Origin of the sequence: Chryseobacterium sp. CFS15 (assembly GCF_031118795.1) — a bacterium.
GTDB lineage: Bacteria > Bacteroidota > Bacteroidia > Flavobacteriales > Weeksellaceae > Chryseobacterium > Chryseobacterium indoltheticum.
Genome location: NZ_JAVHYL010000003.1, coordinates 241,204 through 261,255, shown reverse-complemented (window position 1 = coordinate 261,255; position 20,052 = coordinate 241,204). Strand labels below are relative to the sequence as shown.

The window sequence follows — 20,052 nt, the reverse complement described above, 5'->3', positions numbered from 1 at the left end:
TTAATTTCCGTTTAAACAATAAGCTCTCATCATTGAGAGCTTATTTTGTTTTATAAAAGAAAGATGTGCTATTTTAAAACATCATTGTAATACAGCAAGTCATTATTTTCGTCAAAGCCAATAATCATAACCCGGAAATTTTTTGCATCGTCATTATTATACCATTGCACGATAGTAGATTCTCCTGATTTGCTTTCAAGATACGGGTTCCAATACAAAATACTTCTTTTATCTTCAGAAATAGATTTGGCACTTTGCTCATCGTAGATGCCATTATTAAAAGGTATTTCTTTATCGTAGCCATTTAGTTTTACTTCTTTGAGGTTAGACGGTAAAGTAGTGTCGATTGCGGCAGAGCCAGTAGTTCCGCCACGTCTGGTGTATATGGCAATAGCTCCATTTCCTCCTCCGAAGCTTCCTGCAAAATTTCCTTTAATTACTTTCACCATTGCAATAGTTGATACAGGAATAGTAGAAATCTGGCTTGCATCAATTCTCATTTCGTCTAAAAAAAACTCTACAGCGCCACCACGATTAGTAGCGGTGTAAGTGCCGTTTTGCATTTGAATCTGAAGACCGGCAACTCTACCTTGTAGATACTGCAGAATATTCATGGAAGCTTGCGCATTCTGATTCTCGTTCACAAAATCAAAAACAGTTTCGTTTCCATTTCTAAAAAGTGGGCTGCTAAGTTCATTATTAAGTTTTTTTGTTAAATCTTTCTTTTGTGCCTTAATTTTAACTTCTTCAATAAGCGTTTCTTTTTCTCTTAAGGTAGTCTGTGAACTCTTATTTGATACTGCACGTTCTATTTCACGAGGAATTTGATCAGTCGACTGACGTTTTGTAAGTGTATAATTGGTAGAAGGAAGATTGCCTCGTAAAGGTAAGAATGAAAAATCAGGCTGAAAATAGACCTGTACCGAATTTTTATTAGCTTTCTCGTGATTGAGCTGATAAGAAAATGCCATTGAATCTTCAAAAACCAACCCACTTAAGGTGAACATTCCCTCTTTGTCCGTTTTAATCAGATTATATTTAATTCCCTGATCCGGCATTTTAAAAATTAAATTAATCTCTTCTTCTGAAGCAGGTTTCCCCAATTTAGTTGCTTTTCCTTTGTATGAAAGATAGCTTTCAGGCTTATATTTGATAACCGGAAAAGTTCCAGACATAATGGTCTGCCAATTAAATCTAGACCATTTTTCTGAAATCAATAAAGCATCCAGTGCGTCTGTGTTTCTGTTTTCATCGAAATATTGGGCAGGATAATATATTTTTGAAGTAAGATCTCCCGTAAGCCAAAGTGTGCTTGGTAAACTATTGTCGTTCTCAGGATTTTCACTCTCATTATCGGTTACACTTACAAGATAGCTTGAAATCGCCGGATTATTTTCTATATTGAAAGAATTGCTGTCTCGAGGTGTTAAACTAAGAGAAGTCCCTTTTAAAGACGGCTGTTTAAGTTTAAGAATTTGAGGTTGTACAAAACAAAGTCGTTGGGCAACAATATTTTCAGATTCATCAAAAACGGTAAGATTAAGGATTCCATTCACCAATTGGCTGGTCGGAATTGTATAAACCTTATCTGAAATTTGAGAGACATTGGCTTTGTAAACCATTTGATTATTAATGGTCCCTAAGATTTTATATTTAGCATTTTGATCAATATTTTTACTTTTAAAGACAAACTTTATAGCATCAGATTCACTTTTAACCTGTAAATTTATTCCTGAAGCAGCTGCATCTGGCAAATTGATAGTTTGCTTGATTCCTTTTTCATCTTCTACTGTAAGCTGATATTTTTTTCCGGCAACAGGTGTAAAACTAAAAGATCCTGTATTTTGATCAAACCCTTTGAAAGTAACCAGTTTTGTCTGTGGGTTCAGCATTTCTGTGATAAAACCAGTCCAGTTTGTAGATGTTTCCCCTTTGGATTGCAGTCTTACCGAAAATTTCGTATTAATTCCATCAATAAAAGTTCCACTTTCCGGGAATACAGCAGCAGACCATGGGGCAGAAGTGTTTTTCACCAACTTTTCAGACGATGAAGGATTGTATATAGTAATCGGCATTATTTCATTGAAATCGTCACTGAAATTCCCCATCCATTTGGTATAGGCTCTGATATAATAGACATCTTCTTTCAAATCAGCAGGTAAACTGATGCTTCCGCTACCTTTACCGTTAATCAGAGGATAGATTTTTTTGCTGATTTGTTTTTTATTTTGATCGTACAATTCGATGAAAACACTGGTGGAAATCGTCGAAGGGCTGTATCCGTCAAATACAAAAGAGGTAAACCAAAGATTTTCACCGGCAACATAATTTTTTTTACTAAGAAGAAGGTGTATTTTTTCCTGTGGATAATTCTCCTCAAATTTTTTAAGTGCTTCTTCTGCTTTGTTCTGAGAAAAATAAAATGGAGCAATAATTAGTGATAATGCAATCAATGGCTTTTGAAACAAACAGATATTCATTGTATGGGTTCGTGTTTTTAATATATTTCAAAAATACATTTTTTTCTATTGAAAGAGAGATAAATAGTGCTATTATTTAAATAAAAATGCCCCGCAGATAGGCGAGGCGCTAAATGTTTTCACAACGGAATAATCCTTATTGTGAATTGCTTTCGGATACAAATCTAAAGATAATATTTTTAATCAGTTTACGGTTTTCCACATTTACATGAATTATTTTCTTACTACTTTTAAGAAACTCAATTATACTAAATAGTGATGGCAAAAAATATACTTGGATTAGACTTAGGGACCAACTCGATTGGTTGGGCGCTAATCAATCAAGACTTTGAAAACAAACAAGGCGAAATTCTTGGAATGGGAAGCAGAATAATCCCTATGTCTCAAGATATTTTGGGCGATTTCGGAAAAGGGAATTCTGTTTCTCAAACTGCTGCAAGAACAGGTTATCGAGGCGTGAGAAGATTACGTGAAAGATTCTTATTACGAAGAGAAAGACTCCACAGAGTTTTGAATATTATTAATTATTTACCAGAACATTATGCTTCTCAAATTGATTTTGATAAAAGATTTGGGAAATTTAAAGAAGAAGCAGAGCCAAAATTAGCTTATAATAAAGATGAATTTATTTTCAAAAATTCTTTTGAAGAAATGCTTGCTGATTTTAAAAACTATCAACCTCAACTTTTAGAAAATAATAAAAAAATCCCTTACGATTGGACGATTTATTATCTCCGCAAAAAAGCGATTTCTCAAAAAATAGAAAAAGCAGAACTGGCTTGGATTCTTTTGAATTTTAATCAGAAACGTGGTTATTATCAGTTGCGTGGAGAAGATTTTGAAGAAGAAAAAGATAAAACGTTTGTACGTCTAAAGGTTGAAAAAATTATTGATTCCGGAGATAATGTAAAGGGTAAAATATTATATGATGTTTATTTCGAGAATGGCTGGAAATATGATAAACAAATTGTAAAAACGGAAGATTGGATAGAACGTGTAAAAGAATTTATTGTTACTGAATCATTCTTGAAAAATGGTGATATAAAAAGAACTTTTAAAGCCGTTGATTCTGAAAAAGATTGGATTGCTATTAAGACTAAAACTGAACAGGAAATTGATAAATCTCACAAAACCGTCGGTGTCTATATTTATGAAGCGCTTCTTCGAAATCCAAAGCAAAAAATTAAAGGAAAATTGGTTCGTACAATTGAGCGAAAATTTTATAAAGATGAACTTAAACAGATTTTAGAAAAGCAGAAAGAATTTCATCAAGAATTAAAAAATGATGATTTATACAACGACTGCGTTCGTGAATTGTACCGAAATAATGAAGCGCACCAATTGACTTTGAGTAAAAAAGAATTCGTACATCTTTTGATGGAGGATATAATTTTTTATCAAAGACCTTTAAGAAGTCAGAAATCGTCCATTTCAAACTGCAGTTTAGAATCTCGAAAATACAAAGATGAAAATGGAGTAGAGCATATTCAATTTTTAAAAGCCATTCCGAAATCCAATCCATATTATCAGGAATTTCGCATCTGGCAATGGATTTTTAATCTTAATATTTACAAAAAAGATGATGATTCTAACGTTACGAAAGAATTTTTAAATACAACCGAAAACTTCGAAAATCTGTTTGAATTTCTAAATAACAGAAAAGAAGTTGACCAAAAAGCATTGTTGAAACATTTTAAATTAAATGAAAAAACGTATCGCTGGAATTTTGTAGAAGATAAAAAATATCCTTGCAACGAAACCAAAACAATGATTTCTTCACGTTTGGATAAAGTTGAAAATATTTCTGATGATTTCTTCACGAGAGAGACTGAGCAGAAGATTTGGCATATTATCTATTCTGTAAACGATAAAATGGAATATGAAAAAGCTTTAAAATCTTTTGCCAGAAAAAATAATTTAGATGAAAATTCTTTCTTTGAAGCGTTTAAAAAATTCCCGCCATTCAAAAGTGAATACGGCTCTTTTTCCGAAAAAGCGATTAAGAAGTTATTGCCTTTGATGCGATTGGGGAAATATTGGAATTATGCCGATATTGACAAATATTCGAAAGACAGGATTCAGAAAATCATCAATGGAGAATTTGATGAAAATATCAAAGATAAAGTCCGAGAAAAGGCAGTTCATCTTACGTCTGAAAATGATTTCCAAGGTCTGCAATTGTGGTTGGCTCAATATGTAGTTTACGGAAGGCATTCAGAAGCTTCAATAATTGGGAAATGGAACTCTACAGATGATTTGGAAGAGTTTTTAAAAGAATTTAAGCAACATTCCCTTCGAAATCCAATTGTAGAACAGGTGATTACGGAAACGCTTCGTGTTGTAAAAGATATTTGGATAAAATATGGAAATGGAGCAAAAGATTTCTTCAATGAAATTCATATTGAACTTGGGCGAGAAATGAAACTTCCTGCCGACGAAAGAGAGCAACTGACAAGGCAAATTTCTGAAAACGAAAATACCAATCTTCGTATCAAAGCGTTATTGGCTGAAATGATGACTGATAATTCGGTTGAAAATGTTCGTCCATATTCTCCAATGCAACAGGAAATTTTAAAAATCTATGAAGATGGAATTTTAAAATCCGACATCGAAATTGAAGATGATATTCTAAAGATTAGCAAAACAGCACAACCTTCTTCATCAGATTTAAAAAGATACAAACTTTGGCTCGAACAGAGATATAAATCGCCTTATACTGGACAGATTATTCCATTAAATAAACTATTTACCCCGGAATATGAAATTGAACACATCATTCCGCAGAGCCGATATTTTGATGACAGTTTTAGCAATAAAATTATTTGCGAATCTGCGGTGAATAAATTAAAAGATAATTATATCGGATTAGGATTTATTAAGCAATTTGGTGGAACTATTGTTGAATGTGGTTTAGGGAAAAATGTAAAAGTTTTTGAAGTTGATGAATATGAAGATTTTGTTAAAAAACATTACGCCAATAACCGAGGCAAAAGAAATAAACTTCTTTTGGAAGAGATCCCTGAGAAAATGATTGAGCGACAACTGAACGATACTCGTCATATCAGCAAATATATTTCAGGTGTTCTTTCTAACATTGTTCGTGTAGAAGATGGAAGCGATGAAGGTGTAAATTCTAAAAATATTGTTCCCGGAAATGGAAAAATAACCACACAACTCAAGCAAGATTGGGGATTAAACGATGTTTGGAATGATTTGATTCTTCCACGTTTTGAAAGGATGAATCAACTTACCAATTCAACGGATTTTACCGCCTGGAACGAAAATCACCAAAAGTATTTGCCAACTGTTCCGATTGAGTTTTCAAAAGGATTTTCAAAGAAAAGAATAGACCATCGCCATCACGCTTTAGATGCTTTGGTCATTGCTTGTGCAACGAAAGACCACGTGAATTTATTGAATAATCAATCGGCAAAATCGGATACTAAACGTTACGACTTGAAAAAGAAACTGATGAAGTTTGAGAAAGCGGTTTACAAGCATCCACAAACTGGCGAAAGAATAGAAAGAGATGTTCCGAAGCAATTTTTAAAACCTTGGGAAAGCTTTACAATTGATGCTAAAAATAATTTAGATAAAATCATAGTAAGCTTTAAGCAAAACTTAAGAGTCATTAATAAAGCTACCAATTATTATGAAAAATATGTAGAGAAAGATGGCGTCAAAACTAAAGAAAAAATACAACAGACCGGAACAAACTGGGCGATTAGAAAACCAATGCATAAAGAAACTGTTTCCGGAAAAATTGATTTGCCTTGGGTGAAGGTTCCGAAAGGGAAAATATTAACCGCAACAAGAAAAAGTCTTGATACATCTTTTGATTTGAAATCGATTAATTCAATCACAGATACCGGAATCCAGAAAATTCTTAGAAATTATTTGGAATTTAAAGAAAGCTCGGAATTGGCTTTTTCATCTGAAGGAATTGAAGATATGAATAAAAATATCGAGAAATATAATGATGGAAAACTTCATCAACCTATCAATAAAGTGAGAGTTTTTGAATTAGGAATTAAATTTCAAGTTGGGCAAACTGGCAATAAAAAAGATAAATACGTGGAAGCTGCCAAAGGAACAAATTTGTTTTTTGCAGTTTACGAAGATAAAAATGGAAAAAGAATTTATGAAACAATTCCTTTGAATATTGTTATTGAAAGGCAAAAACAAGGATTGTCTGTTGTCGACTTAAAAGGAGTAAATGATTTCTATCTGTGTCCAAATGATTTAGTTTATATTCCTTCGGAAGACGAGCTTGAAAACGTAAATAACATTGATTTTAAAAATTTCACAAAAGAAAAAAATGAAAGAATTTATAAAGTTGTAAGTTTTTCGGGTAGTCAAATATTTTTTGTGAGACAAGATGTTTCTACATCAGTTGTTAATAAAGCAGAATTTTCAACTTTAAACAAAATGGAACGTGCAATTGATGGTTCTATGATTAAAGAGCATTGTTTAAAACTAAATGTTGACCGTTTAGGAAATATTTCAAAAACATAAATCTATGATAACCCGTTCCATCTACATCGGCAATCCCACCTATCTGAAACTCAAAGACAATCAGATGAAAATCCTTTGTCCGGAAACTAAAATCGAAAAGGGGAGTGTGCCGGTGGAAGATTTGGGTTTGTTGATGTTAGATCATTTTCAAATTACCATTTCGCATCAACTGATTCAGAAAATGATGGGAAATAATGTTGTAGTAGTAAGTTGCGATTCCCATCATTTGCCACACGGAATTATGCTTCCATTATATGGGCATTCGGAACATTCGGATAGGGTAAAAGACCAGTTAGAAGCAAGTGAACCGCTCAAAAAGCAACTCTGGAAACAAACTATCGAATGTAAAATTGAGAACCAAAAAGAAGTTCTCCGGCGATTAGGAAACTATTACGAACCAATGCTTGAGTATCAAAACAATGTTAAAAGCGGTGATATTACCAATATGGAAGGCATCGCCGCACAACATTACTGGAAATATCTCATCAGTTTGGATTTCCTGAGACAGCGTTTTGGAGATTCACCCAATCAGTTTTTCAATTTCGGGTATGCCGTTCTAAGAAGTATTGTCGCAAGAGCAATAGTTGAAACAGGATTGCTTCCGGTTCTCGGAATTTTCCATAAAAATAAATACAATCCTTATTGTCTTGCTGATGATTTGATGGAGCCTTACCGCCCATTTGTAGATTTGCTAGTCATGCAGTGGCTTGAAATACATCCCGAAACCGAAGAATTAACCAAAGAGTTCAAAGCCCATATCCTCCAAATTGCCACAAAAGATGTTCGGATTGATGATAAAACAAGACCTTTATTAATTTCTGTAAAAACAACTGTAACCTCGCTTTATAAATGCTACACCGGCGAAAAAAGAATGATTTCCTATCCAGAATTACAGTGATTTTTTTTATGGGCAGCTTTTCCGCCTTCCGCTCCCAATCTTTTTTGCAGACGATTTCACATAAAATAGTATTTGAGAGCAAGCAAAAAAGGATTTCCGCTCAAGTCGGGCTGCAACCATTATACCGCAAAACAAAACCATGAAAAATGAATGCCGAAAGGTTTAACGCTTACCGAATTATGTGGGTTTTAGTATTATACGACTTACCAACGGAAACCAAAGCCAATATGAAAGATGCCAACCGCTTTTGTAAAGGCCTAATTGATGATGGCTTTACATTATTTCAATTTTCCATGTATGTTCGCCATTGCCCAAGTCGTGAAAATGCTGAGGTGCACATTAAGCGCACGAAGTTTAATCTTCCAAAGGCAGGAAAAGTAGCCATCATGTGTATTACCGATAAGCAATTTGGCGACATTGAAATATTCTTTGCCAGAAATAAAGAAGAACCGCCGCCCACCTTCCAACAGCTTGAATTATTCTAAATTTCAAATCCTAAAAAACAACAAAACCCATTGAATAACAATGGGTTGAATTTTGAGGTTGTGTTATATCTCAAAGATACTCAAAAATGAAAGCAATTCACAACTTGAAAGTAACTTTTTCAGAAAAACCTCCTGTTGTGTTATATCTCAAAGATACTCAAAAATGAAAGCAATTCACAACGCATATCTAAAACCGAGGAAATAAAACAAAGTTGTGTTATATCTCAAAGATACTCAAAAATGAAAGCAATTCACAACAAATCATTAGTACTAACTTTTAAAAAATTTGTTGTGTTATATCTCAAAGATACTCAAAAATGAAAGCAATTCACAACAGCCAGCACTTTATCTCCGGCCATTAATCCGTTGTGTTATATCTCAAAGATACTCAAAAATGAAAGCAATTCACAACAGCATAATGCCAGACACTTGAGACATTCCTGTTGTGTTATATCTCAAAGATACTCAAAAATGAAAGCAATTCACAACTAATTGTTACTACGGTGTTGTTGATGAATTGTTGTGTTATATCTCAAAGATACTCAAAAATGAAAGCAATTCACAACGTCGGGCCTGTGGTCCACCCAGGGAACGGGGTTGTGTTATATCTCAAAGATACTCAAAAATGAAAGCAATTCACAACAGTTTAAGTTAATATTATAAAATATATTAGGTTGTGTTATATCTCAAAGATACTCAAAAATGAAAGCAATTCACAACAGTTTAAGTTAATATTATAAAATATATTAGGTTGTGTTATATCTCAAAGATACTCAAAAATGAAAGCAATTCACAACATACCGCTGAAGAATTAGAAGAGCACAATTGTTGTGTTATATCTAAAAGATACTCAAAAATAAAAGAAACGAAATAATATCACATCCCAAAAAATATTCATAAAAGATATTCCTATTTTTGCGAATGATTTACTTTCTTTTGGTGTCAAATATTTTGACTTTTATAGTTTTCGGAGTAGATAAATGGTATGCTAAAAAAAACAAAAGAAGAGTTTCAGAACTATTTCTTCTGAGTTTGACTTTTTTAGGAGGTACTTTGGGAGCATTGTTAGCGATGATGATTTTTAGACATAAAATATCAAAAAAATCTTTTATTCTTAAACTTCTTATCGTAATTTTTGTTCAGCTAATTATATTTGGAATAATGAAAAATTTTAAAGTGAATTTTTAACATTTTTTAATACCACAATCATCGGAGTAGGCATTATATTTTCTTACATATCTATTTTAACACCCAAAAAATATTATTATGTCAAAGAAAATTGCAATTCTAGCAACAAACGGATTTGAGGAAAGTGAATTGAAATCTCCAAAAGAACATTTGGAACAACAGGGTTGGACGGCTCATATTATTAGTCCAGAATCTGGTACCATAAAAGCATGGGCAGAAAAAGATTGGGGAAAAGAATACAATGTTGATAAAACGATTGGTGAAGCGAGCGCATCAGATTATGATGCTTTGGTTCTGCCTGGAGGAGTAATCAATCCCGATCAATTGAGAACTAATGATGAAGCACTTAATTTTGTAAAGGACTTTTTTACTCAGCATAAACCGGTTGCAGCAATTTGCCATGGCCCACAGATTCTTATTAATGCTGAAGCAGTGCAAGGCAGAAAATTGACATCAGTAAATTCTATCAGTAAAGATTTGAAAAACGCTGGTGCCGTTTGGGAAGACAGTGAAGTAGTGGTAGATAATGGTTTGGTCACAAGCCGTACTCCGGAAGATTTGCCTGCATTTAATGCTAAATTGGTTGAAGAAATCAATGAAGGTAAACACGAAGATCAGAATTTATAAGACGTTTTATTTAGGAGTAAGGAAGACTTGAATATTGCATTCAGGTCTTCTTTTTATATAATATTGATTTTCATAAAGATTAAAGCTTATATTTTAATTTTCATCATTATTCGTACCTAACACGGGATTAGAATTTTTTAATCTCAACCATTGAAAATGCACTATTTATAACGTGTTTTTCACCATCGTTCATCAATCTTCTCATTATGAATTTGTTAATAAATGAATATTGATAGTGGTTAATTAATTAAAAATCACTAATTTCGCACCCGTAAAAATCATTCATGCAAAACATTAGAAATATTGCGATTATCGCACACGTTGACCACGGTAAGACTACTTTGGTTGATAAGATTATTCATGCTACAAACATTTTCAGAGAAAATCAGGAAAGTGGAGAATTAATAATGGATAACAACGATCTTGAAAGAGAAAGAGGAATTACCATTTTATCAAAAAATATTTCTGTTACTTATAAAGACGTTAAAATCAACGTTATCGATACTCCTGGTCACGCCGATTTTGGTGGTGAGGTAGAGAGAGTTTTAAAAATGGCAGATGGTGTTATCTTATTGGTAGATGCATTCGAAGGACCTATGCCTCAGACTAGATTCGTTTTGCAGAAAGCATTAGAATTGGGTCTTAGACCATTAGTGGTTATCAATAAAGTTGACAAACCAAACTGTCGTCCTGAAGAGGTTCACGATCAGGTATTTGATTTGTTCTTTAATCTTGAAGCTACAGAAGAGCAGTTGGATTTCCCAACGTTCTATGGTTCTTCAAAACAAGGATGGTTCAACACTTCATTAGAGCAAACTGACAATATTTTCCCATTATTAGATGGTATTTTAGAGTATGTTCCTGAGCCTAAAGTTGAGGAAGGTAACTTACAAATGCAAATCGTTTCACTTGATTTCTCTTCTTTCTTAGGAAGAATTGCAATCGGAAAAGTGATCAGAGGAGAAATTAAAGAATCTCAATGGATCGGTCTTGCGCAAGCGGACGGAAAAGTTTTAAAAGGAAAAGTAAAAGAACTATACGTTTTTGAAGGTCTTGGAAAGAAAAAAGTAACTGAAGTAAAAGCTGGAGATATCTGTGCTGTAGTAGGTTTTGATGCTTTCCAGATTGGAGATTCTTTCGTAGATCTTGAAAATCCTGAGCCATTGCCAAGAACTGCAATTGATGAGCCTACTTTGAACATGACGTTCTCGATCAACAATTCACCTTTCTTCGGTAAAGACGGTAAATTTGTAACTTCAAATCACCTGAAAGAAAGATTAACTAAAGAATTAGAAAAAAACCTTGCATTAAGAGTTCAGCAGACTGATGATGCAAATACATTCTTGGTATTCGGTAGAGGTATTCTTCACTTGTCAGTTTTAATTGAAACAATGAGAAGAGAAGGGTATGAAATGACTATTGGTCAGCCACAGGTTATCTTGAGAGAAATCGACGGAGAAAAATGTGAACCTTACGAATCTTTGGTTGTTGACGTTCCTGAAGAATATGCTTCAAGAGTAATCGACTTGGCTACTCAGAGAAAAGGTGACCTTCACATTATGGAAACTAAAGGGGAAATGCAGCATATGGAATTCGAAATTCCTTCTAGAGGTTTGATCGGATTGCGTTCTCAGATGTTGACAGCTACTGCAGGTGAAGCTATCATGGCACACCGTTTCACAGAATACAAGCCTTTCAAAGGTGCGATTCCTGGAAGAAGTAACGGTGTATTGATTTCTAAAACTCAAGGTCCGGCTACAGAATATTCTATTGCTAAATTACAGGATAGAGGTAAGTTCTATGTTGATCCGGGCGAGGAGATCTATGCAGGTATGGTTATCGGTGAGCAAAACAAGCCGGGTGACTTAGTGGTAAACATCGTGGAAGCAAAACAATTGAATAATATGCGTGCTTCTGGAAAAGATAAAGATACAGGAGTTGCTCCAAAAATCTTATTCTCTCTTGAAGAATGTATGGAATATATTCAGGCTGATGAAGCAATCGAGGTAACTCCAAACTTCATCCGTATGAGAAAGAAAATCCTTTCTGAAGAAGAAAGAAAAAGAATGGAAAGAGGAGCGAAAGCATAATCCGAAATTCTCAGATATATTTAAAGCCTCGATTTTCGGGGCTTTTTTTGTTTTATTTTACTAATTTAGCAATACTAAAATATTAATAGTATGACAATTACTAAAGAAAAATTACATCAACAGATAGATAAATTTCCGGATGAAATAAGCATAGATGAGGTAATTGAAAGACTAATCATGATAGAAAAGCTTGAAACTAGAATACAAGAATCAGATGAAGATGATACCATTTCAGAAGAAGATCTCAAAAAGGAAATGGGACAATGGTTCGAATAAAATGGCTAAGATCAGCTAAAATAGATTTAAAAGAAATCTATGATTTTATAAGCCTAGATTCTAAAAGATATGCGAGATTTCAAATTGAAAAAATTCAAAATAAAACTGAAATTTTAAAAACCGGAATGATTGTTGGAAAACGAGTTTCGGAAATAGACAATAATAATGTAAGAGAGATTTTTGAAGGAAATTACATAATAATTTATCATATCTCAAAATGAAATTCATATTCTTTTAATTCATCACGGTGCAAAAGATATATTGCATAGAATGAAATAATGCATTAAACTATTCTTTAATAATCTAAAAGTCTCGATTTTCGGGGCTTTTTTCGTTTTAACTAAATTTTACAGTAACATATTTCTCAAATTATCTTTATATCATTAGTTTTGTGTTTTGAATAACTCAGAAATCCTTTTTTGGAATCATATATGAAAATCTCTACAATAAAATTAGTCTGCATATTGGGTATGTTTGCTTCTTTCAGTACTTCGTGTGCTGTAAGAGAAAACAAGCCGAAAGTAAAAGATAAAGTCTCTAATAATACTACTAAAACTCCAAATCCCAAATTAGTTCCTCCTATCGCAGCGATTCCTGTGAATGAGGAGTTTAAAGCCAATCTTCCAGCGATCAAAAGAGAATTTCGTGGAGTATGGATTGCGAGTGTTGCCAATATCAACTGGCCTTCGAGAAATAATCTTTCCGTAGATCAGCAAAAAGCGGAAGCGATCAGTATGTTGAATATGCTTCAGGAAAATAATTTTAATGCAGTGATTTTTCAGGCACGTCCGTCTGCTGATGCTTTGTATACAAGCGAATTGGAACCTTGGTCTTATTTTTTGACCGGAAAAACAGGCGAACCTCCATATCCAAATTATGATCCGTTGCAGTTTTGGATTGAAGAAGCCCATAAAAGAGGGATGGAGCTGCATGTTTGGCTGAATCCTTACAGAGCACATCACTCTAATGGAGGAGCGGTTTCTAACCAATCGATGGTCAATAAACTTTCGGATATTACCATTAAATTGAAAAACGGAATGTATTGGTTTGATCCCGCCAATCCGAAAACTCAGGGACATGTTTCGAATGTTGTAAAAGATTTGGTAAAAAGATATGATTTGGATGCCATACATTTTGATGATTATTTTTATCCGTATGCAACCTATAATAGAGGTGCAGATTTTCCGGATCACGAAAGCTGGAGAATCTATCAAAGTTCAGGTGGAACACTTTCGAGACCAGACTGGAGAAGAGATCAGGTCAATAAATTTGTAGAGAGAATTTATAAAGAAATCCACGCTGAAAAAAATTATGTAAAATTCGGAATCAGCCCGTTTGGAATCTGGAAACCGGGTTATCCGGAAGGAGTTGTTGGTTCTTCACAATATGACGAATTATTTGCTGATGCTAAATTATGGTTAAATAATGGCTGGGTCGATTATTTCTCTCCACAGCTGTATTGGCCGATCGATTCAAAAGGACAAGCGTTTGCTTCTCTGTTAAATTGGTGGAAATCTGAAAATACAATGAACCGTCATCTTTGGCCGGGCTTAAATACGGTTGAAGTGAAAGTTTCCGACAGACCGGGTGAAATTAAAAATCAGGTGGAATTGTCAAGGCAGATTTTAAAGGATGATGCAGGAGAAATACATTGGAGTATTGCGGGTTTAACGAAAAGTTCAAACATGCTTCCAACCTTAAAAAACGGACCTTATAAAGAGAAAGCGTTGACTCCGAAAAGCCCGTGGATAAAAATGGCTCCTTTAGAAAAACCAACGCTATTCATCAATGATAACGGAAGTTCTGTACAAACAAGCTGGAGCACAAAAAATATAGGGAATGTTTTTCACTGGGTGCTTTTTACGCAATATAACGGAGTTTGGGAATCAGAAATACTTACTTTAGATAACCTTTCAAAAGAAATTCCTAAGTTTAAAGATGGTAAAAATTTAAATGCTATTGCAATAAAAGCGATTGATCGTTTAGGAAATGAAAGCGATTATATGGCAAAGAAAATCAAATAAAATATGTTATTGAACAAAAAAAGACGCAAATTTTGCGTCTTTTTATTTACTTATAATTTATTTTTAAAATATCAGCTATTGTGTTAAATTGTTTTTCAGCTTCATGTAAATTATCTGGAATTTTATTTTTAAAGCGCTCAGATAATCCAAATGGAATTATATAATCACCATCTTCAATGCGCAGTAATACATGGTACTCATCCGAATATTCGAAAATAAACTTGTTAAGGTTTACATTTTCAAACCCTTTTTCATTTATGAATTGTATAAAATTAAATTTTTTGTCGTCCATTTTAATTTTTTTCTAGTACAAAAATATAAATTTAACTTTCAAAATAGCTTTTAAAAAAGATTTTTATCCGATCTCGATACCGTTCTCAACATTGCTGTCATCCGGTGCTACAAAAGATAATTTCCCGTCTGGTTTTGTTGTTAATAGCAACATTCCCTGAGATTCTATTCCTCTGATTTTTCTTGGAGCAAGGTTTAATAAAATCATTACCTGCTTTCCGATCACTTCTTCTGCAGTAAAGCTTTCTGCAATCCCAGAAACAACAGTTCTTACATCAACACCTGTATCAACAGTTAGTTTTAATAATTTATCTGCTTTTTCTACTTTTTCAGCTTCAATGATTGTTGCTGTTCTCAAGTCGATTTTTGTAAAATCATCAAACTGTATTTCCTCTTTCATTGGGTTGGCGTTAGGATTGGTTTTTTTATTGCTTTGTTTTGTATTTTCTAATTTTTGAATCTGAGCTTCAATAACGTCGTCTTCAATTTTTGAGAAAAGAAGAGATGATTCGTTGATTTGGTGACCGGTTTCAATTAAAACGGTTTTTGTTTCAACAGTATTCCAATCTGATTTTTGAACATTAAACATGTTCAATAATTTCTCAGAACTGAAAGGCATAAATGGTTCACACAACTGTGCTAAAGCAACAGCAATCTGAGCTCCGACAAATAATGAATGTGCCGCCTTTTCAGGATTATCTTTAATGCTTTTCCAAGGTTCTTCTGCCTGAAGATATTGGTTTCCGAAACGTGCTAAATTCATTAAAGCTGTTAAAGAATTTCTGAATTCATAATTTTCTAAGAATCCTGAAATTTCTTTCGCTGATTTATTGATTTCCGCTAATTCCGGAGCGTTCACATCTCCTTGAGGAACAGTTCCATCATAATATTTATGAATTAAAACCGCAACTCTGTTGATGAAGTTTCCGAAAATCCCTACTAATTCAGAATTATTTTTAGTCTGGAAATCTTTCCACGTAAAGTTATTATCTTTTGTTTCCGGAGCTGAAGAAAGCAATGCATAACGCAAAACATCCTGCTGTCCCGGGAATTCTTCCACATATTCGTGTGCCCAAACTGCCCAGTTTCTGGAAGTTGAAATTTTATCATTTTCAAGGTTCAAAAATTCAAAAGCAGGAACATTTTTTGGCATTTTGTAATCTCCATGAGCCTTCATCATCGCAGGGAAAATAATACAGTGGAATACAATATTATCTTTTCCGATAAAGTGAACTAAGTCGCTTTCTTCACTTTGCCAGTAATCCTTCCAGTTTTTTCCATTTTTTGCTGCCCATTCTTTGGTGAAAGAAATGTAACCAATCGGTGCATCAAACCATACATACAAAACTTTTCCTTCTGCATTTGGAAGAGGAACAGGAACGCCCCAATTCAGATCTCTGGTCATCGCACGAGGTTTTAAACCATCATTTAACCAAGATTTTACCTGCCCGTAAACATTAGGTTTCCAGTCGTTTTTGTGACCTTCAATAATCCATTCGTTTAAGAAATCTTCGTATTCATTTAATGGTAAATACCAGTTTTTTGTTTCTTTTAAAATAGGAACATTTCCACTCAACATCGATTTTGGATTGATCAATTCTGATGGCGAAAGGGTAGAGCCGCATTTCTCACATTGATCTCCGTACGCATTTTCATTTCCACAATTCGGACAAGTTCCAACGATATATCGGTCAGCCAAAAATTCATTGGCTTGCTCATCGAAGTATTGCTCAGACATTTCTTCCGAAAATTTCCCTTTTTCATAAAGAACTTTAAAGAAATCCTGACTTGTTTCACGATGATTAGCTGATGTTGTTCTAGAATATTCATCAAAAGAAATTCCTAAATCTGAAAAAGATTTTTTGATGATTTCGTGGTATTTGTCGACAATATCCTGTGGTGTAACCCCTTCTTTTTTAGCTCTTATGGTAATAGGAATTCCGTGCTCATCTGATCCACAGATAAAAGCAACATCTTTTCCTAATCTTCTTTGAAATCTCGCATAAACATCTGCAGGAATATAAACTCCAGCCAAATGCCCAATATGAACCGGTCCGTTTGCATATGGCAAAGCCGCCGTAATCATCTTTCTGTTTGACATTTATAGTATAGTTTTAAGTCTGCAAAGATAAAGATAATTTGGCAATGCCTATTTATAAAACTTCTACAAAAAAGAGATGCTATTTTATCAAAATGAATCAATAGTAGTTAAACATTTGTTTAATTATTTTTCTCTGTTAAGTAGATATTATGTAGTGAATAGTTTTATATAATATCTTTATTATCAGTGATTTAACATTAATAATTCGTTAAATTTACAAAATATTAACTAAACTTAATATAAAATTAAGATAATTATAATTTTTTTTTAAATTGCAAGACTGCTAAGGCAGTTTTTAAATAAAAGAAACTATATAAAAATATAATTTGTGAAAAATTTTACGACAGTATTAAAAATTGCACCTGCATTTTTATTGGCTAGTTCCATGATTCATGCACAGGTACAAGACTCTACAACTAAGGAGAAGGCAATCGAGGAAGTTGTTTTGATTGGATATGGAAAGCAAAAGAAGGAAGACCTTACAGGATCTATATCTTCGATTACATCAAAAGACTTTAACGGAGGTGCAGTATCTGCCGATCAGCTAATACAGGGTAAAGCTCCTGGTGTAACGGTAACGGGTAACGGTGGGGCGCCAGGTGTTGGCTCTACAATCAGGATTAGAGGTGGGGCTTCATTAACGGCTTCAAATGACCCTCTTATAGTCATAGATGGAATCCCGATGGATTTTGGTAGTGTTTCGGGTGCTTCAAATGCTTTAGCATTGATCAATCCAAACGATATCGAATCATTTGACGTTTTGAAAGATGCTTCAGCTGCTGCAATCTATGGTAATAGGGCTTCAAATGGAGTTATTCTAATTACTACAAAAAAAGGTTCTGCAGGTAAGCTAAAAGTTAATTTTTCCACTTTGGCATCAGTATCAACAAAAATGGGAATACAAGATGTCCTTACTGGTGATGAATTCAGAAAATATGTGACGGAAAATGCTTCTCAACAAAAGTATATCGATATGTTGGGTACAGCAAATACAAATTGGCAGGATCTTATTTATCAACAGGCTTGGGGTACAGATAATAATGTTGCAATCTCTGGCGGAATCAAAAAACTTCCATACAGATTATCACTAGGATATAATGAGCAGAATGGTATTGTACGAACCAACGAATTCAGAAGAACTTCTGTTGGGATCAACCTTACACCAAAACTATTTGACAATCACTTAAGCATTAATGTCAACATCAAGGGGTCGATGACAGAAAACCGATTTCCTGCAAATGTGATTGGAGCAGCGCAGCAGATGGATCCTACTCAGAATGTTAATGATAATTCTGCTCAGGGTGCTCAGGTGGGTAATTATTATGAATGGTTTTTAAATAATAGCTTAAATGTAAACGGAACAGCAAATCCATTGGCATCTTTGGAAGCCAGAAGAGACGTTTCTACAGTGTTTAGAGGGATTGGAGGTTTACAGTTGGATTATAAATTTCATTTTTTACCCGATCTTCACTGGAATATTAATGTAGGATATGATTATCAAAAAGGTACTGGAGCTGTTACAGAATACGCAGGGTACAGAGCTACATTCTTTAATTTGGGAACAAGGAGAGATTACACTCAGGAGAAATCAAACAAATTATTGGAAACGTATTTGAACTACGTTAAAAATATTGATTTCGTTAATACTAAAGTTGATTTACTTGCAGGTTATTCTTACCAGAAATTTAATGATAAAGTTCCTGGAGCGCTGACTTATAATGGTGATCCGTCTTATAATGCGGTTTCAGCACCTAGAGATTATGAAGGCAATCTTGTACTGTTAGGATTTTATGGTAGAGGTATTTTTACAATTGCAGATAAATATATTCTTACTGGATCTGTACGTAGAGATGCAACTTCAAGATTCTACAACGGAGTAGACTTAAAAAATAACTGGGGAACTTTCGCTGCTGTTTCAGGAGCATGGAAGATGAAAAATGAAAATTTCCTGAAAGATTCTAAAGTTTTCTCAGATTTAAAACTTAGAGCAGGATGGGGTGAAACAGGTCAGCAGGAAGTAGGAGGATATTATAATTCATTTGCATCTTATAATATTTCGGATGCTACAGCACAATATGGCTTTGGAGATCAGTTTTTCTACATGTACAGACCGACACAGTATAATCCTAACTTAACTTGGGAGACGACTGAAACCATAAATGCAGGTATTGACTTTGGTTTCTTAAATAATAGAATAACAGGATCTTTCGATTGGTTTAAGAAAAATACAAGAGATTTGTTGGCAAGAGTACAGGTTCCGGCGGGCGAGTTCAGTAATACCAACATCAAAAATGTAGGATCTATGGAAACTGACGGTCTTGAATTTTTGATTAACGTTGTTCCTGTAAAAACAGAGAATTTCAACTGGGATTTCAGCTTCAATGTTGCTCATTACAACCCTGTAATTACCAATTTTCAGGATGTTGCTCCTGATTATTTGATTCAGCAGGGAGGGATTTCCGGAGGTATTGGAAACAATGTTCAGGCACATGTCGTAGGAAATACTCCATTCAGTTTCTGGTTGTTCCAGCAAGTGTATGATGATAATGGTAAACCTTTGGAAGGAGTTTATGTTGACCGCAATAACGACGGAAAGATTGACATTGCTGACAGATATCTATACAAATCTACGACACCAGATGCAACATTTGGTTTCTCAACAAAATTGAGATATAAAAAATGGGATTTTTCTACAAGTTTGAGAGCGGTAGTAGGAAATTACGTTTACAATAATTTTGCTTCACAGTCTAATGTTCAAAGTATTCAAACCAATGATTACCTTCAAAATATTTCAACTACGGCTCTTAACTACGGTTTTGCAACTCCACAATATTGGAGTGACGCATTTGTGGAAAATGCTTCATTTTTAAGAATGGACAACCTGACGGTAGGATATAATTTTACAAATATCTTTAATAAGGGAACGAGTTTGAGAATCTATGGGATGGCACAAAACGTTTTTGTGATTACAAAATATTCAGGGGTAGATCCTGAAATCTTCGGAAATATTGATAATGGATTTTACCAGAGACCAAAAGTATATTCATTAGGTCTTAACTTTCAATTTTAATAAGTAA

Annotated in this window: 13 protein-coding genes and 1 CRISPR repeat array; of the genes, 10 read left to right on the top strand and 3 right to left on the bottom strand. The window is 33.9% G+C overall.

Going from position 1 to position 20,052, the window contains the following annotated elements; all coding sequences use genetic code 11:
- Window positions 1-68 precede the first annotated feature (68 nt).
- Window positions 69-2,480 carry a hypothetical protein gene (locus OH814_RS06315; RefSeq protein ID WP_308827565.1) on the bottom strand — a complete coding sequence of 804 codons (2,412 nt, stop codon included), beginning with the start codon at window positions 2,478-2,480 and terminating at the stop codon, window positions 69-71.
- Window positions 2,481-2,738: 258 nt separating this feature from the next.
- Here OH814_RS06315 and cas9 point away from each other — a divergent pair, with 258 nt between their 5' ends.
- The 9 genes from cas9 to OH814_RS06275 all read left to right on the top strand — a co-directional run bounded on the left by cas9 (window position 2,739) and on the right by OH814_RS06275 (window position 14,583).
- Window positions 2,739-6,995, top strand: a complete 4,257-nt coding sequence (cas9, locus tag OH814_RS06310) for a type II CRISPR RNA-guided endonuclease Cas9 (protein ID WP_308827564.1) — start codon at window positions 2,739-2,741, stop codon at window positions 6,993-6,995.
- 4 nt (window positions 6,996-6,999) lie between these two features.
- Complete coding sequence (gene cas1 / locus OH814_RS06305) at window positions 7,000-7,893, top strand: type II CRISPR-associated endonuclease Cas1 (RefSeq protein WP_308827563.1); 894 nt, start codon at window positions 7,000-7,002, stop codon at window positions 7,891-7,893.
- Window positions 7,894-8,039: 146 nt separating this feature from the next.
- Complete coding sequence (cas2, locus tag OH814_RS06300; protein ID WP_308827562.1) at window positions 8,040-8,378, top strand: CRISPR-associated endonuclease Cas2; 339 nt, start codon at window positions 8,040-8,042, stop codon at window positions 8,376-8,378.
- 57 nt (window positions 8,379-8,435) lie between these two features.
- Window positions 8,436-9,175: a CRISPR direct-repeat array (repeat unit 47 nt; unit sequence GTTGTGTTATATCTCAAAGATACTCAAAAATGAAAGCAATTCACAAC).
- Between the two features lie 124 nt (window positions 9,176-9,299).
- Window positions 9,300-9,566 carry a DUF1294 domain-containing protein gene (locus tag OH814_RS06295; RefSeq protein WP_308827561.1) on the top strand — a complete coding sequence of 89 codons (267 nt, stop codon included), beginning with the start codon at window positions 9,300-9,302 and terminating at the stop codon, window positions 9,564-9,566.
- Window positions 9,567-9,644: 78 nt separating this feature from the next.
- Complete coding sequence (locus OH814_RS06290) at window positions 9,645-10,193, top strand: type 1 glutamine amidotransferase domain-containing protein (protein WP_308827560.1); 549 nt, start codon at window positions 9,645-9,647, stop codon at window positions 10,191-10,193.
- A gap of 284 nt (window positions 10,194-10,477) precedes the next feature.
- The gene (gene typA, locus OH814_RS06285; protein WP_308827559.1) at window positions 10,478-12,283 is read left to right on the top strand and encodes a translational GTPase TypA; all 1,806 of its coding nucleotides are present in this window, start codon (window positions 10,478-10,480) and stop codon (window positions 12,281-12,283) included.
- Window positions 12,284-12,373: 90 nt separating this feature from the next.
- On the top strand, window positions 12,374-12,559 hold the full coding sequence (locus tag OH814_RS06280; RefSeq protein WP_308827558.1) for a hypothetical protein: 186 nt from the start codon (window positions 12,374-12,376) through the stop codon (window positions 12,557-12,559).
- Window positions 12,547-12,780 (top strand): type II toxin-antitoxin system RelE/ParE family toxin, encoded by a 234-nt coding sequence (locus tag OH814_RS20625; protein WP_374990558.1) that lies wholly within the window; start codon window positions 12,547-12,549, stop codon window positions 12,778-12,780. The genes OH814_RS06280 and OH814_RS20625 overlap by 13 nt, the downstream gene beginning before the upstream one ends.
- A 210-nt stretch (window positions 12,781-12,990) precedes the next feature.
- On the top strand, window positions 12,991-14,583 hold the full coding sequence (locus tag OH814_RS06275; RefSeq protein ID WP_308827557.1) for a family 10 glycosylhydrolase: 1,593 nt from the start codon (window positions 12,991-12,993) through the stop codon (window positions 14,581-14,583).
- A 46-nt stretch (window positions 14,584-14,629) separates the two neighbouring features.
- Here OH814_RS06275 and OH814_RS06270 read toward each other — a convergent pair whose 3' ends face one another.
- Together OH814_RS06270 and metG are read right to left on the bottom strand one after the other, a co-directional pair.
- Window positions 14,630-14,875: a hypothetical protein gene (locus OH814_RS06270; RefSeq protein WP_308827556.1), complete on the bottom strand. Its 246-nt coding sequence runs from the start codon at window positions 14,873-14,875 to the stop codon at window positions 14,630-14,632.
- A gap of 63 nt (window positions 14,876-14,938) precedes the next feature.
- On the bottom strand, window positions 14,939-16,975 hold the full coding sequence (gene metG, locus OH814_RS06265; RefSeq protein ID WP_308827555.1) for a methionine--tRNA ligase: 2,037 nt from the start codon (window positions 16,973-16,975) through the stop codon (window positions 14,939-14,941).
- Window positions 16,976-17,303: 328 nt separating this feature from the next.
- Here metG and OH814_RS06260 point away from each other — a divergent pair, with 328 nt between their 5' ends.
- On the top strand, window positions 17,304-20,045 hold the full coding sequence (locus OH814_RS06260; protein ID WP_308827554.1) for a SusC/RagA family TonB-linked outer membrane protein: 2,742 nt from the start codon (window positions 17,304-17,306) through the stop codon (window positions 20,043-20,045).
- Window positions 20,046-20,052: the final 7 nt, after the last annotated feature.

What these genes read in the sequence shown, in the direction of transcription:
- OH814_RS06315 (WP_308827565.1), bottom strand. Translation starts at nt 2,480, where the DNA reads ATGAATATCTGTTTGTTTCAAAAGCCATTGATTGCATTATCACTAATT.
- cas9 (WP_308827564.1), top strand. Translation starts at nt 2,739, where the DNA reads ATGGCAAAAAATATACTTGGATTAGACTTAGGGACCAACTCGATTGGT.
- cas1 (WP_308827563.1), top strand. Translation starts at nt 7,000, where the DNA reads ATGATAACCCGTTCCATCTACATCGGCAATCCCACCTATCTGAAACTC.
- cas2 (WP_308827562.1), top strand. Translation starts at nt 8,040, where the DNA reads ATGAATGCCGAAAGGTTTAACGCTTACCGAATTATGTGGGTTTTAGTA.
- OH814_RS06295 (WP_308827561.1), top strand. Translation starts at nt 9,300, where the DNA reads ATGATTTACTTTCTTTTGGTGTCAAATATTTTGACTTTTATAGTTTTC.
- OH814_RS06290 (WP_308827560.1), top strand. Translation starts at nt 9,645, where the DNA reads ATGTCAAAGAAAATTGCAATTCTAGCAACAAACGGATTTGAGGAAAGT.
- typA (WP_308827559.1), top strand. Translation starts at nt 10,478, where the DNA reads ATGCAAAACATTAGAAATATTGCGATTATCGCACACGTTGACCACGGT.
- OH814_RS06280 (WP_308827558.1), top strand. Translation starts at nt 12,374, where the DNA reads ATGACAATTACTAAAGAAAAATTACATCAACAGATAGATAAATTTCCG.
- OH814_RS20625 (WP_374990558.1), top strand. Translation starts at nt 12,547, where the DNA reads ATGGTTCGAATAAAATGGCTAAGATCAGCTAAAATAGATTTAAAAGAA.
- OH814_RS06275 (WP_308827557.1), top strand. Translation starts at nt 12,991, where the DNA reads ATGAAAATCTCTACAATAAAATTAGTCTGCATATTGGGTATGTTTGCT.
- OH814_RS06270 (WP_308827556.1), bottom strand. Translation starts at nt 14,875, where the DNA reads ATGGACGACAAAAAATTTAATTTTATACAATTCATAAATGAAAAAGGG.
- metG (WP_308827555.1), bottom strand. Translation starts at nt 16,975, where the DNA reads ATGTCAAACAGAAAGATGATTACGGCGGCTTTGCCATATGCAAACGGA.